The following is a 14902-nucleotide window of genomic DNA, read 5'->3' on the forward strand; positions in this document are numbered from 1 at the left end:
ATTACACTGGAACGAGAGTTCATCGCGGCGTTAACCGCCTTTACCATAGATTTATCAATCACACCATTCGCAGAGAAAGGGAATGACTGACATGCGTTATTTTATCGTGGATGATGATCCTGGCGTTCGTTCCATGTTGATGGATATTATTGAGGATGAAGGCCTGGGCGATATTGCCGGGGAAGCTGAGGACGGAGCACATATTCACGCGGAACTGTTGGAACTGCATAAGGTGGATGTACTGCTGATTGATCTGCTGATGCCCCAACGAGACGGGATTCAGACTGTGCGAGCGCTTGAAGGAAGGTTCGAGGGCAAGATCGTCATGATCTCCCAGATCGAGTCGAAAAATATGATCGGAGAAGCCTATTCACTAGGCATTGAATATTATATTACGAAGCCGATTAACCGGTTGGAGATTCTATCTGTTCTGCGGCTGGTGAGCGAAAGGCTTCGGATGCAGCAATCCATCGCAGATATTCAACGGACATTGCAGGGATTGTCCGGTTTGAATTCTACCGAACGTGCTGGGGCTCCGGTTCCGGACAAAACAATCACGACTGCTGGACATTTCCTGCTGTCCGAGATGGGCATGATCGGTGAAGCGGGCAGCAGGGATCTGCTGGACATGCTGGAATATCTGGAGCAGGTAGAGACAGATGAGCATAAGCTGTCCCCCTATACGTTCCCATCCCTCAAAGACATCTTCCAGAATGTAGCGATACGTAAACTGGGAGAAGACGCCTCTCTCGCAGAGGTGAACAAGGAGATCAAGGCATCGGAACAACGTGTTCGCCGGGCCATCTTCCAGACTCTGAGCCATGTGGTTTCTCTGGGATTAACAGATTATACACATCCCAAGTTCGAGAACTATGCATCCAAATTTTTCGATTTCACCGAAATTCGCAAGAAAATGCTGGAGTTGCAAAACAATGTGGAGCCTTCCTTGTCCCAGACACGCATTAATACAAAAAAGTTCGTGCAGGTTCTATACTTGGAAGCCAAACGATTGCTGCATTAAACAGATGCATGATGGATACGATGCAAAAACAAACGGGCATGAATATTACGCCGGTAGGATACCGCCTCTTCAACTGAGGCTGTCCATACCGGCTATATTCATGCCCGTCTGTACGATCAAGCGTTACAATCTATGTGATTTGTTCCGTGTATAAAATTAAAATCGCTTTTTTGGTTCAGGCCCGTGAATGGTTTCGGCTAATTCGGTTATACTCATTAATCAATTCGTCCAATGCCATAGACTGCCGAATCACATCGGGATGCCCAAGACCACCCTTGTTATGCTCTACCAGCATATGAAGGTTATGTCTGGCCTTCTCTATTTTATTTTTCAAATCCAAACTCATAACCATGACCCCTGATACCTCCTTATTCTGTGAACCATTTTAGTTTTTCCTGTCAATCTATAGTTGGATTAACATATGGCATAGGAGACAAGGATGTTTTGTATTCTTCTCCAAATTTTGATAAAGATTATTTTATCACACTAGAGCTTATCCGAAAATGGCTGATATGACGCAATTTTAGTGGTAACACCGAGGGTTGGATTCTAACGTCTGGCCTCATCATCCACGGCCAGAACGGATTGTGTCGTAAATGTGTATATTGAAAAAACAAAAAGTCTATTGGTTCAAAAGGTAATAAAATCCCTTTCCATAATGGGGTCATTCAGGTACAATAGGGCGATGTGTGTGTCCGGACCCGGCGGATACAAATGATGTAATGTAGAGGACGGCCAACGACGGCCATTGATCCTGATTTGATATTATTGGAGGCTTATCATCACCATGCAGACCGATTCACAGACTAAAGTCAAAATTGTTAACGCCGATCCCAGCGCAATGGGATTATTTGGGTTGGCTATCGTAACCCTGGTCGCTTCTTCCCAAAAGCTTGGCATTACAGAAGGACTTAGCTACGCTATTCCTTGGGCGATCTTCCTGGGTGCTTTTGCCCAGTTATTCGCATGTATTCAAGATTCCAAACGCAACAATACCTTTGGCACAACAGCTTTTGGCGCGTACGCATTCTTCTGGTTTGCCATGGCTGCCAACTGGATGATCAAAATGGGCGTATTTGGCTCCACTCTCGCTGAACAGGCCGATGGCAAGCAACTCGGATTTGCTTTTGCCGGATACCTCGTATTCACCCTGTTCATGACGATCGGTGCTATTGAAGCGAATAAAGTATTGCTTATCATCTTCATTCTGATTGACTTCCTGTTCCTTGGCTTGACCTTTGACGCTTTCGGCGTAGCTCCTCACATTTTCCACACCATTGCAGCATACGCTGAACTGGCGATCGGAATTGTGTCCCTGTATGGTACAGGTGCTTCGGTACTGAACGCTCACTTCGGTTATGCGTTCTTGCCGATCGGCAAACCGTCCGGCATTTTCAAACCCAAGGCTTAATATACAGCAGTAAACCGCCAGCGCGCCGGTCCGCGCCTGGCGGTTTTTTTGCAGTCCAACTTCATTTGAATATGTATCAGACCGACACCTATACTAGGGATTATAGATCAAAAATAGACCCTGCAACACACGAAATGTCACAGCAGCCATACTGTCAGGAGGAAAAAAGCATGAGAGAGATACCGAAACCAACGGAGATGGATCAGGTGGAGAAAAAATATGTACGCGAAACACGTTGTTTCAAGACGGCACGGGTGTTCCCAACCGATGTCAACAATCATAATACGTTATTCGGCGGCAAGTTGATGTCCTACATCGATGATATTGCATCCATTGCCGCTTCCAAGCTATGCCGGGTCAATACTGTAACGGCTTCAACCGACTCTGTCGATTTCCTGTACCCGATTAATCCAACGGATTCGGTTACACTTGAATCGTTCGCGTCCTGGACAGGACGAAGTTCCATGGAGATTTTTGTGAAAGTGATTCGAGAGGATCTGAAGACCGGAGAAAAGAAAATTGCAGCGACTGCATTTCTGACATTTGTGGCCCTGGACGAAAATAATCGCAAACTGATCGTACCCCGCATTATCCCGGAGACGGAAGAAGAGAAGAAACTATACGAGACCGCTCCGGATCGGGCGGCCATGAGGAAACAACGGCGGGAAGAGAGCAAGAAATTCGCTGACTTCCTGACCGTTACTTATCCTTGGGAATAAAAACACGCTAAACAATAACAAGATTGAACACTAGCATTACATTATCTGGAAGATGCCGGATAGATGGACACCGCTCTGCTATCCGGCAGTTCACCACCCATGGAGACACACCACTGCTGATAGATGCGATACGCTGCACCGCTCTCCAGCAAGCCCTGACAAGTGTATATGCCCTCTTCGATGGAATTGACACGCCCCGCCGCGTATAAGCGGAAACCTCCATTTAACAAGACCTGATTCACAAAAGCAATATGACCATCACCGCTTAACACACTTTCCGCCACTTCAAGCTGCTTCGCAGCCGTCCAGACCAGTTCCGGCACGGGCATATCCAGTTCATAGGCTGCAGGATCAACCAGTTCCAGCTTCATATCACCGTCTTCCACGGCGTATACGCGGGTTGGCCGATCAATATACAGATCCTCAGAACCTTCCATCCCCTGTACAACATAAGCACGCCGATAGTTAAACCGGGTGAGCAACTTCGCAATCCGATCCAGAAAGGTATTATGAAACACACCAAACACCAAATACGGTGAATGGTTATAATCAATCAGTTTCTCCGCTGTGTTAAACACCGTTCGAAAACCCAACTCTTCCCGTAACGGACGAAGCTTACGAAGAGGTTCGCACCAATCCTCGGAGGATACGTACATGACACCCGAACGCAATGCAGCGCTCCGTGCATCTTCCCGATCCATTTTACGTGTATCAATGCCCACTTCCTTCAAAAGTACAGACAACGTGACGCCCCACTTGGGTGGTAAAGGATCACTCCCATGTAAAGTCACCGGCAACCCAGCCGCCGCGAGTACAAATGCAACCGGAAACGTGGCCATGAACGACTTTGTTCGTCCATCATAGGGACCCGCACAGTCCAATCCATCCTGAAATATGGAGAAACGTTCCGCACTGTTACGACATGCATGAACAAAAGCTTCCAGTTCCTCGACGTTTTCCATTTTCATACGTTCAGCCATTAGAAACGCAGCCGTCTGGGCAGGGGAAACCTCCTGTTTCAGGATTTTCTCTGCTACAGTCAGTGCTTCTGTATAATTCAGATCACGCGAGCCTCGTTTCCCACGTCCGACCTCTCGGAGTATCTGAGACATATCCATGGAGAATCCTCCTTCCAATTAAGACTGGAGCAGTTGATGGGCCTTCACAATCGCTGTAGCTACATCGACCATCCGTTTGCGTTCATCCATCGCTTTCTTGCGTAACAGGTCATAGGCTTCGGCCTCCGAGATCTGCTTCAGATCACTAAGGATAGCCTTCGCCATATCAATCCACTTCCGATCTTCCAGCCTGGATTGCAGCTGCTTCCGTTCCTGCTCCCACTGTTTGCGTTCCATGTAGCGCCGGGCTGCAAAGTGAAGAGTCCAGTGAATCTCGGGCCCAGTCATGGACGGTGTAAGTATTCCATCAAATGAGGTTTCGACCTCGCAAGATTCTGCGGAGGAAGAGGCTGTATCTGGCGCGCACCACCAAAGCAGCGGTGAATCCGACTTCCCCTTTCCCAGGCAGTTCACCCAATACTCCACATCAGCCAGCGACAGATGCAAAATGGACGCTTCGGCCGCACGAGCTAGCTTCACCGCTTCCGCTTCACTGCCCGCCACCTGTACATGGTACCCGTTTGCTCCCAGTAGCCTCTCCGGTGTCAGAGGGATTGCATCGGATGAGGCAGCTATCGTTGGTTGAACACGGATGACCAATAAAGATCGCATGATGGATCAATCCCTCCCCTATTGCTATAATCAGAGTCCACATCATTTAAGACGTTAATACATGAAAGCAATAAACATGTTACATTACCTAACAAAAATTAAGTAGTGACGATTATGCGTCTTATTTTTAACATTAGAATGATCTTTTCATGCCTCATCATGTTGCAATAAAAAAGGGTGAAACACTATACATGGCACCTTTTCTACAGTATTTATCGTATCCAGCGTGCTAACGTTATCTAAAATCCTTCAAACTAAGAAGATATACTCGTAAAACTTCGTCGTCCATTCGATATTCCAATAAACTCATGTAAACATAATTAACTTTAAATTTCAAATACTTTTTTATGTTAACTATATTGACATGAATAGATCGATCTTTTATAGTTAAGCCATAACAACTCCATATTTGAATCGATCACAGTTACAACGGCGTAGCTGGTTGAAACGGCAATGAAGCCTGTTTTGCAATCTCGGAGCAAGGGATGCGTATGTATATGCGCAGTCCTCCGAGGCATAACAGGCTTTTTCGATTTTAGAGACAAGGTTTTGAGGCAGTTTGCAGAATGGACCTAAGGGGGCTAATCATAATGAGTACAACGAAAAAACTGGTGCTGGTCGGCAATGGCATGGCGGGAATCCGCACAATCGAACATATCCTTAAGCTTGCTCCACACGCTTATGAAATTACAGTCTTCGGCGCAGAGCCGCATCCCAACTACAACCGGATCATGTTATCTTCCGTACTGGCTGGCGGAACATCCATCGAAGATATCGTAATCAATGAGTGGAGCTGGTACGAAGATAACGGCATTCGGGTGTACCCGGGTGACCCGGTCGTTCAGATCGATACCAAACACAATCAAGTTGTATCTCAGGATGGTGTACGCGCAGCCTATGATGAGCTGATTATGGCAACCGGTTCACAGGCGTTCATCCTCCCTCTTCCCGGCGCTAACAAGGAAGGCGTGATCGGTTTCCGCGATATTAAAGACTGCGAGACCATGATGGCAGCATCACAAAAGTATCGCAAAGCTGCCGTCATTGGAGGTGGATTGCTAGGACTGGAAGCAGCGCGGGGGCTGCTCAATCTGGGCATGGACGTCACAGTCATCCATATTAACGGTCATCTGATGGACCGGAACCTAGATTTGCCGGCAGGTCTGATGCTCCAGCGTGAGCTTGAAGAACAGGGCATGAAGTTCCTTTTGAACAAACATACCGAAGAAATCACAGGCAAACAACGGGTAAAAGCCATTCGTTTTACTGATCAAACGGTGCTTGAAGCGGATCTGGTTGTCATGGCTGTCGGGATTCGCCCTCAGATTGAACTGGCTCGCAATACCGGCCTCGATGTGAATCGTGGAGTCATTGTAGATGATTATATGCATACCAGCATCCCTAGTATATCTGCCGTCGGCGAATGTGCAGAACACCGCGGTATTGCCTACGGACTGGTTGCTCCATTATATGAACAAGGTATGGTGCTCGCAAAACGCCTGGCTGGCGCGGCAACCGAAGGATACGAAGGTTCAGTCACTTCTACCAAACTGAAAGTATCCGGTGTGGACGTATTCTCTGCCGGACAATTCAAAGACGCTGCGGACACTCGCAGCATTCGTATTCAGGATGACGTTGATGGTGTGTACAAAAAGATGGTGATCAAAGACGGACAGCTGATCGGAGCTGTATTGTTCGGGGATACCACGGATGGCGCATCGCTGTTTTCCCTCATTAAGAGTGGTGAGAACATCAGTGGTCGGGAGAAAGAAATTTTGCTCGGTGTACCTTCCGGTGGTTCAGGCTCGGGTCCATCTGTCGCAGAACGAATGGCGAGTATGCCGGATGACGAGATCGTCTGTGGTTGTAACGGTGTGACCAAAGCTTCCATTGGAGACGCCGTTCTGAATAAAGGCTGTAATACACTCGGTGCAATCAAATCCTGTACCAAAGCTTCCGCTTCTTGCGGTGGGTGCAAACCTATTATCGAAAACCTGCTCACATATTATGCCGGTGATAATGTAGGTGAACAGACTAAAGAAGGCATCTGTGGCTGTACATCCTATGATCGGGATGAGATTGTTGCACAGATCAAGGAGATGGGACTCAAAAGCGTCAAGGAAGTCATGAATGTTCTCGGTTGGAATGAACCGGAAGGTTGCTCCAAGTGCCGCCCTTCCCTCAACTATTATCTCGGGATGATCTGGCCGGCTGAATACACAGATGAGCGTGTATCCAAATTCACCAATGAACGTTATCACGCCAATATCCAGAAAGACGGTACCTACTCCGTTATTCCACGGATCTATGGTGGTGTCACTTCCCCGGCGGAATTGATCAAGATTGCAACTGTCGCAGAGAAATACGATGTGCCGTTGGTGAAATTCACGGGTGGGCAACGACTCGATCTGCTCGGTGTACAGAAAGAGAACCTGCCGAAGATCTGGGAGGAACTCGATATGCCTTCCGGTTTTGGTTATGGCAAGGCGCTTCGTACGGTGAAGACTTGTGTAGGTAATACGTTCTGCAGATTCGGCACACAAGATTCCATTGAGATGGGTATTCGTCTGGAGAAAAAACTCGACAAGATGGTGGCTCCAGCCAAAGTGAAACTCGCTGTCTCCGGATGTCCGCGGAACTGTGCTGAAGCGACCATCAAGGATCTGGGTGTTGTCGCCATTGATGGCGCTTGGGAGATTCATGTTGGCGGTAACGCGGGAGTCAAGGTTCGTGCAGCCGAGTTGCTGTGTACGGTGAAGACCGATGCGGAAGTGGAAGAGTGGACTTACTCTTACCTGCAATATTATAGAGAGAACGCAAAATGGAATGAGAGAACAGCGGCTTGGATTGAACGGGTTGGTCTGGATCATGTGAAGGAAGCATTGGCGGATCGGGATGTACGTCTCGCTCTGGTTGAACGTCTGGAAGTTACACTGGGTCACACGGTTGATCCTTGGAAAGAAATCATACAAGACGAGAAATTACGTAAAAACTTCACCCCACTGTCCGGTGCCGAGCCGGTAACCCACTAGAAGAGGAGGAACAGCGATGAACAAATTCCGGATTGGACACCTTGCAGATATTGATGAAAAGGGAGCACGGACCTTCCTGATACAGGATACCGAAATTGCAGTCTTCAAACTGAGCGACGGAAGTCTGCATGCCGTCGAGAATCGCTGCCCTCACAAGGGCGGCAAGCTGTCGGAAGGCATGGTGTGCGGGACAGCGGTTCATTGTCCTTTGCATGATTGGAAGATTGATCTGCGTAACGGTAAGGTACAAGAGCCAGATGAAGGCTGCTTGAATACCTACAAAACAGAAGTAGACGGCAACAGCGGAGAAATCTTCATCACAATTGCGGGTTAAAGGCTAGAGATACCCTGACATCAAGGAGGCGTGCGCTATGGATTTTGTTAAACCTGCAGAAGTGCTGCAATCGATGATCGAAGCTGGTGAGAGCAAAGCCAGAATGAATCGGGTACAGATGCTGATCCGCGGTTTTCTGGCGGGGGCTATCCTTGCCTTTGCAACCACACTGGCATATACCGCTGTATCTCAAACTTCCGTTGGTTTGGCAGGTGCACTGATATTCCCGGCAGGATTTGTCATCATTATTCTGCTGGGTCTCGAATTGGTGACAGGAAACTTTGCGATGCTTCCACTCGCGGTGTTGAAACGTAGAATTACATGGATGGAAATACTCCGAAATTATTTTTGGGTGATCACAGGACATCTGCTCGGATGTGCATTCTATGCTCTCTTATACGGCCTGACCATTACCAAGATGGGTACGGATATGAGCAACCCTCTAATTCAAACGCTGATCCAGACCAGTGAAACCAAAACATTGGGGTATCAGCACTTGGGCGGGGCTGGCATTGTACTGGTCACCATCAAAGCCATTCTATGTAACTGGATGGTCACACTCGGGGCAGTGATGGCAATGACGTCCACTTCCACACTGGGAAAAATCGTAGCGATGTGGCTGCCCATTACCATATTTTTCGCTCAGGGATTTGAGCATGCTGTGGTAAATATGTTTGTCATCCCGGCAGGCATGATGCTCGGTGCACAGGTCAGTATGGCTGACTGGTGGCTGTGGAATCAGATTCCGGTATTGCTGGGCAATCTCATTGGCGGAGCTGTATTTACAGGCCTCGGTCTATATGCCGCCCACCACTGGGGAAATCCAGTAAAGCTCTCGTCCAAACTGGCATCCATTCAGGGTGGTCGTTCAGGATTGGCAAGTTCCGATGTTGCACCGAAATTGGGGACACGATCATGAGCCGGGGCCTGGTTAGTATTGTTGGCGCTGGTCCTGGAGATCCGGATCTGATTACGGTAAAAGCCCTGAAACGTATTCAGTCCGCAGATGTCATTATGTATGATCGGCTTGTGAATGATCAATTGCTCGCTGAGGCTCGCGAAGGAGCACTCCGCATCTACTGCGGCAAGGCTCCAGGCCTTCATTCCATGAGTCAGGAGATGATTGGACGGATGCTTGCTGCACATGCGGCGGAAGGCAAACAAGTCGTAAGACTCAAAGGTGGCGATCCGTTCATCTTTGGCCGTGGTGGTGAAGAAGCGCTTGTGCTGGCGGAAGCAGGGATTGCATTTGAGATCATTCCTGGCATCACTTCAGCTGTAGGTACATCCGCTTCATCCCTTATTCCGTTAACTCATCGCGGGATTGCTTCATCCTTCGCATGTGTCACCGGAACCGGCAGTGATGGAAGTGTATCTTCGGTCCGCTGGGATCTACTCGCCCATAGTGTGGATACACTGGTCATCTACATGGGCATTAGCCAACTGCCCCAGATTCAACATGAATTGCTTCACCATGGCAAAAGTGGACACACCCCTGCGGCTTTAATCGAACGGGGAACCACCTCGGAGGAACGGATTATTACCGGCACACTTGCCGAACTCCATTCCCTCGCCAAGTCGCATCAAGTGAATAATCCGGCATTAATCATGATCGGCGAGTCCGTCCTGATCCGCGAACAGCTGCTTCAGATGCAACAGGCCGCGAACGCCTCCATGACCGGATAATCGAATTGGATTTCTTCATCTATATCAATTGAACTAAACATTTACACAAAACGGAGAGGACAGAAACGACCTGAAGAAGCGGAGCGTTCGCCTTTATCCCCGGATTTACCCTTTATAAAAGGAATCAAAAAAATCTGGGGATAACAGCGATCGGAAGGTTGTTCTGTCATCGGAGTGTGCAGTGTAAATATTCTTTAGTTCAATTGATATAGAACAAAACTCTCATTCGACCTTTAATCCAACAGCATACGCTCGTGAATAGTCCGACCCTTCTGCCCTGGTTCAATCAGCAGACGGGTCGGTTTGATGTTAATCAGCGCCGTAAGCTGCTCTCCCATATAATGCGCAGAATATTTGAATCCAATCTCCGCCCAATGCATGATTACACCTACCGTTGCAGATACCAGATAACTTAACATGATGTCGTAATTAATCGTCCACTCACTATCCTCGGTCACCAATACAAAATCTTCGGTTAGATACGTTCTAAACATATTGCATAGCCGAGAGCTCATATCTGAATGCATTGTTATTAACGCACGAAAGATATCCTGATGGGCTTCAATATATTCGAATACAGGCATCGTGGATGGTAGCAATGCAGTCATGTCCACTTCTGTAAGCTGTACGTATGGTTCTGCATAAGCTCGCCCCACTCCCTGCATGAAATCATCCAGAATGAACTGCAACAACTCCGGTTTGCCGGGAAAATGTAAATAGAAGGTTCCACGGTTGTAATCCGCCCGTTCCGTAATATCCCGGATTGTGAGGGCATCCGCTCCCTTCTCTAATATCAAAGAAACCGCCGCAGCGATGATCGCATCCTGCGTTCTTCGTGCTCTCCGGTCCTGAGGATGTTCAATGATCAACATTTTCGCCTCCTTTGTTCATTATTGTAATATAAATGAACACCGCTTACACCTCTGTCCGATAGCTGACATATGCGATGTCAATGATTATTGTCACATTGCTATGTATATCTTAACATTGAGACAGGAAAGATAGACGACAGGTTGAAACTTTTTTTGAGAAATACCTGCCAATAATGAATAAGGAGCGGATAGTTCATGAGTACATCTTATACACATACAGCCGTAATTACAGGAGCAGCCGGGGGCATTGGTAAAGAATTGGCACGCCGCCTTGCTGAGCGCAAAATCAATTTGGTTCTGGTGGACCTGAATGAAGAAGCCATCCAGCAGACAATTACTGATCTGAACCTCGACAAAGAGCACGTCATCGCCGTAAAAGCGAACGTATCCCAAGAAGCAGACGTGAAAAACTATGTGCAAAAAGCATTGGATGCTTTTGGTCGAATCGATTATTTTGCCAACAATGCCGGAATTGAAGGTCCAACAGGGCTGATCGAAGACCTGAGTGTTGAAGCACTGGATACGGTATATAACGTCAACATTCGTGGGGTATTCCTGGGTCTGCAAAATGTCATTCCAGTGATGAAAAAACAAAAATCCGGTGCGATTCTTAATACCTCTTCCCTCGCGGGTCTGATGGGTGCACCTGCTGTATCTCCATATATTATGTCCAAACATGCCGTAGTTGGTCTCACGCGTACCGCTGCAAATGAACTGGCACCTTATAATATCCGAGTTAACGCTGTATTGCCAGGTACAATCAATACACGCATGATGCGTCAGATCGAAGCTAATTCCGGTAACGTGGAAGACTATCAATCAGCAACCGTGTCCAGCATTCCAATGGGCCGTTATGGCGAACCGGAAGAAGTAGCAGCGGTCATGAACTTCCTGTTATCCGAAGAAGCATCTTATGTAACAGCTTCCCTTTACACCGTAGATGGCGGTATGGTGGGTCAATAAGAAGCTATAAACGGTGGGATTGATAGGGATTGGGTCGATAGAACTTCAAGTCCATCCTTAAAAAAGTTATACCGACAGGTGTTCCCGAAGGGATGCCTGGTCACTACAATCTAAAAAAGGCCTCAACACCACAGTATTGTGGAGTTGAGGTCTTTTTGACAGTTCAACACTTGCCATGCATTAGGCTTCATCTGTGAGATTTCACTTTTGAAACAGCCATTTAACGCCTCGTTGCACCATGTGATCACTCTAAGTTACTCTAACGAACCTAGGGCACCTTATTTCGGCAAAAAGCGCTTATTTCCCGAACTAACGAATCTCAGACACGCTAATTCCGCGGAAATGCTTTAACAGCATGGGAAAGTCCTAAAATCCATAGAATAACGTGTCTGAGATTCGTTACATTCCCAAACGAGCGAGAAATACTCTTATAAGGCGTATCAGGTTCGTTAGATTTTGCCCACACTTAACTTAATCGACGTATCCCGCGTGACCCTTGTCCATCAAGTAGTCCATCTCAGCATCCAGGATGCTTTCCACTGTCAACTCATCCAGCTTCACATCTTTACGACTAAGAATGTAGTCAGCCAGATCATCGCCGTCAATATCAACATCATTGCCTTTGGAATTCTCATGCGCCTTGTTGATGTACGCTTGCTCATGCTTCAGCACAAGGGCGATATTCGCCTGGCTTGCCTTCGTTTTATCTGCAATATATTGCATCATTTCTTGTTCATTAATTGCGTTTGCTTCTGCCACGTTCAGTCATCTCCTTGATTCATACATACTGTTGCCATTGTAGCATAGGTTAACCCATTACAGGCAGAACTTATGCCTGAAGAACGATTATATAGCGGTAGCGAAGGTTAGTGTGGAGCCGGCTCATCACTCTGCCCTACGACAACCGCACGTAAAATGTAGCACCCTCTCCGACTACACTTCGAGCGTATAGCTCTCCTTTATGCTGATCCACAATGGAACGAGCAATCGCCAGACCCAGACCATGCCCACCATGCTTGCGGGCTCTTGACGAATCGGTACGATAGAATCGATCGAAGATCCGATCCAGATGTTCGGGTGCAATGCCTTCACCTGTATTGGACACGGCTAGCATGACATCATTATTCTGTTTCTGAAGGGTGACGTTTACGGCGCCTTTTGGACCGGAATACTTCACCGCATTATCGAGCAGGATCAGAATGACCTGTTTGATCTGCTCACTGTTCCCATGAACCGTAAGATTCGGCTCAATGTTGTAGTCGAGGGAAATGTTTTTCTCAAAAATAACGGCCTCCATCGGCAAAATAATACTCTCTACCGCATCGCTTATATTAAACTTCGCATGAATCATCGTGGAGCGTGAGTCATCCATCTGTGTCAGATAGAGCAGATCATTCGTAAGTCCGGTCATGCGCTCAGTTTCCGACTTGATATAATGAAGCCACTTCGCCTGGTTCGCTATAGTATCCTCCTGATTGGCAAGCAGTACGTCGGCATTGGTATTGATGATCGCCAGCGGTGTCTTCAGCTCATGTGAAGCATCCCCGATGAATTGTTTTTGCTTCTCAAACGCTTCTCTGACTGGTGCAATGGAGCGATTCGCAAAATAACGACTCAGGAAGTAGATCACAATCAACATGACCAGTCCAACAATAGCAAAGGTATAGATCAGATTCGTTAGAATGCCTTGTTGTGCCGTCACATCAATAAATACGATCATATGCCCGTCACCGCTCGGATCAACCACATAGGCCCAGTCCGTTCCATCCAGCGTAAATTGCCCCGTCTGCCGTTCCGAATCACCAACTTTATTCTGGTCAACCTTTTGTAACGCCTCGGTGTAGAACGTATCTTCCATATCAAATCGGGAATGTGTATCCGTAATCTTCCACTTATCATCCGTCTTAATCATGAACGAAACGGAACGTGCCGGAGGTGAGTTGGGATCACCTCCCGGTCCTCCATTATCACCACCCATGGTATCGGAAGGAAACGAATCTGAACCGGAACTTGAACTTGAGCCTGTATTACCACCTGTACCGGAACCCTGCCCTTCCCCGCGCGGCATCTTGGATGAATTATAAGGACTGTGATAGAAATCAGACACCTTGTACAACTCCATATTTGTCTCACGTTGCACATTCTGATAAGTAATCGTATAGATCGTCGCAAATGCCACCAGCATCATAATGGAGATGGACACCAGATTCACGATCAAGAATCGATTTCGAAGTTTCTTGAACATCAGGACGTCACCTCAAGTACATACCCCACACCCCGAATCGTGTTAATGCGGACGGCAGAGTTCAAGAAGGTTAATTTTTTGCGTAAAAAAGAGATATATACTTCCACATTGTTATACTCCACTTCCGAATCAAATCCCCATAACTTCTCAATAATCTGCTCTTTGGAGGTAATCGCCTGTTTGCGGGCAATCAACAGCTCCAGCAGTTCATTCTCCTTCAGATTCAGCTTAATCTCCTTACCCTGTACGCTCAGCTTCAGTTGAGTTGTATTCAGCTCAATGTCGCCAAACTTCAGTCCATCCTCGGGAACCACTTCTCCCTTCCGTCGTAAGGCTGCTCGAATTCGGGCCAGCAATTCCTCTGTGGCGAAGGGCTTGGCGATATAATCATCGGCACCATAATCGAGGCCTGTGACTTTGTCCGATAGTTCACCCTTGGCAGTAAGCAGAATGACAGGCGTATGATTGCCTTCACTGCGAAGTTTCTTCAGGACGGTGATCCCGTCCATCTCTGGCATCATGATGTCGAGTAGTAACAGGTCGTAGATGCCGCTCTGCGCATAATCGAGTCCTGATCTGCCGTCGTGGACCATGTCCACGGAGTAGTTGTTTTTTTTCAAAATCTGCGATACAGCCTCTGCCAAATGAACCTCATCTTCCGCAATTAATATTCTCATCATCTATTCATTCCTCTGCTTGAATTATTTCTCTCAATGGACTTGTTTTATATGTTCTTATTCTATCAATCAAACCTTGAATCAATCTTAATTCATTTTGTGTATGCGCACTATTATAGGAAGGTAAAAAAAGTGTTAACGCAATGTAAAACCATTTAAGATTCATTCAAGGTTGGGGCTCTAAGATACAGACATGGAAGCAATACACGATG

General features: G+C 47.2%; 15 protein-coding genes. 8 read left to right on the top strand and 7 right to left on the bottom strand.

The window, feature by feature from the left end:
* The first annotated feature begins 91 nt into the window (after positions 1–91).
* Complete coding sequence (locus NST38_RS29290) at positions 92–1021, top strand: response regulator (RefSeq protein ID WP_036612142.1); 930 nt, start codon at positions 92–94, stop codon at positions 1019–1021.
* A gap of 175 nt (positions 1022–1196) precedes the next feature.
* On the opposite strand, the gene NST38_RS29295 is transcribed toward NST38_RS29290, so the two are convergent.
* Positions 1197–1373 (bottom strand): aspartyl-phosphate phosphatase Spo0E family protein, encoded by a 177-nt coding sequence (locus NST38_RS29295; protein WP_017691636.1) that lies wholly within the window; start codon positions 1371–1373, stop codon positions 1197–1199.
* Positions 1374–1808: 435 nt separating this feature from the next.
* Between NST38_RS29295 and NST38_RS29300 the strand changes: the two genes are divergently transcribed.
* Both NST38_RS29300 and NST38_RS29305 read left to right on the top strand, forming a co-directional pair.
* Positions 1809–2432: an acetate uptake transporter gene (locus NST38_RS29300; RefSeq protein ID WP_036671640.1), complete on the top strand. Its 624-nt coding sequence runs from the start codon at positions 1809–1811 to the stop codon at positions 2430–2432.
* A 206-nt stretch (positions 2433–2638) separates the two neighbouring features.
* Entirely contained in the window at positions 2639–3151 is a 513-nt protein-coding gene (locus NST38_RS29305) for an acyl-CoA thioesterase (RefSeq protein ID WP_026081401.1), read from the top strand.
* A gap of 41 nt (positions 3152–3192) precedes the next feature.
* Here NST38_RS29305 and NST38_RS29310 read toward each other — a convergent pair whose 3' ends face one another.
* Both NST38_RS29310 and NST38_RS29315 read right to left on the bottom strand, forming a co-directional pair.
* Entirely contained in the window at positions 3193–4269 is a 1077-nt protein-coding gene (locus NST38_RS29310; protein WP_076251916.1) for an anthranilate phosphoribosyltransferase, read from the bottom strand.
* An 18-nt stretch (positions 4270–4287) separates the two neighbouring features.
* The gene (locus tag NST38_RS29315; protein WP_076251918.1) at positions 4288–4881 is read right to left on the bottom strand and encodes an ANTAR domain-containing response regulator; all 594 of its coding nucleotides are present in this window, start codon (positions 4879–4881) and stop codon (positions 4288–4290) included.
* A 590-nt stretch (positions 4882–5471) separates the two neighbouring features.
* Between NST38_RS29315 and nirB the strand changes: the two genes are divergently transcribed.
* Genes nirB through cobA form a run of 4 tightly spaced genes read left to right on the top strand, consistent with a single transcriptional unit; the run spans position 5472 to position 9933 of the window.
* On the top strand, positions 5472–7913 hold the full coding sequence (gene nirB / locus NST38_RS29320; protein ID WP_076251920.1) for a nitrite reductase large subunit NirB: 2442 nt from the start codon (positions 5472–5474) through the stop codon (positions 7911–7913).
* A gap of 16 nt (positions 7914–7929) precedes the next feature.
* Positions 7930–8247 carry a nitrite reductase small subunit NirD gene (gene nirD, locus NST38_RS29325; protein ID WP_076251922.1) on the top strand — a complete coding sequence of 106 codons (318 nt, stop codon included), beginning with the start codon at positions 7930–7932 and terminating at the stop codon, positions 8245–8247.
* A gap of 37 nt (positions 8248–8284) precedes the next feature.
* Positions 8285–9166, top strand: coding sequence for a formate/nitrite transporter family protein (locus NST38_RS29330; RefSeq protein WP_076251923.1), 882 nt, complete (start codon positions 8285–8287; stop codon positions 9164–9166).
* Positions 9163–9933, top strand: coding sequence for a uroporphyrinogen-III C-methyltransferase (gene cobA / locus NST38_RS29335; RefSeq protein ID WP_076213931.1), 771 nt, complete (start codon positions 9163–9165; stop codon positions 9931–9933). The genes NST38_RS29330 and cobA overlap by 4 nt, the downstream gene beginning before the upstream one ends.
* A 233-nt stretch (positions 9934–10166) precedes the next feature.
* Here cobA and NST38_RS29340 read toward each other — a convergent pair whose 3' ends face one another.
* Entirely contained in the window at positions 10167–10805 is a 639-nt protein-coding gene (locus NST38_RS29340) for a TetR/AcrR family transcriptional regulator (RefSeq protein WP_076251925.1), read from the bottom strand.
* 195 nt (positions 10806–11000) lie between these two features.
* Here NST38_RS29340 and NST38_RS29345 point away from each other — a divergent pair, with 195 nt between their 5' ends.
* Positions 11001–11768 carry an SDR family NAD(P)-dependent oxidoreductase gene (locus tag NST38_RS29345; protein WP_036612166.1) on the top strand — a complete coding sequence of 256 codons (768 nt, stop codon included), beginning with the start codon at positions 11001–11003 and terminating at the stop codon, positions 11766–11768.
* A gap of 471 nt (positions 11769–12239) precedes the next feature.
* Here the strand turns inward: NST38_RS29345 and NST38_RS29350 are convergent, their stop codons facing one another.
* From NST38_RS29350 to NST38_RS29360, 3 genes are all read right to left on the bottom strand, one after another.
* Positions 12240–12527, bottom strand: a complete 288-nt coding sequence (locus NST38_RS29350; protein ID WP_370511430.1) for a hypothetical protein — start codon at positions 12525–12527, stop codon at positions 12240–12242.
* A gap of 136 nt (positions 12528–12663) precedes the next feature.
* Positions 12664–14013: a sensor histidine kinase gene (locus NST38_RS29355; RefSeq protein WP_076251926.1), complete on the bottom strand. Its 1350-nt coding sequence runs from the start codon at positions 14011–14013 to the stop codon at positions 12664–12666.
* The gene (locus tag NST38_RS29360) at positions 14013–14690 is read right to left on the bottom strand and encodes a response regulator transcription factor (RefSeq protein WP_036612327.1); all 678 of its coding nucleotides are present in this window, start codon (positions 14688–14690) and stop codon (positions 14013–14015) included. Before NST38_RS29360 ends, NST38_RS29355 begins: the two co-directional genes overlap by 1 nt.
* Positions 14691–14902 lie beyond the last annotated feature (212 nt).

Source organism: Paenibacillus sp. FSL H8-0104 (assembly GCF_038050215.1).
GTDB lineage: Bacteria > Bacillota > Bacilli > Paenibacillales > Paenibacillaceae > Paenibacillus > Paenibacillus amylolyticus.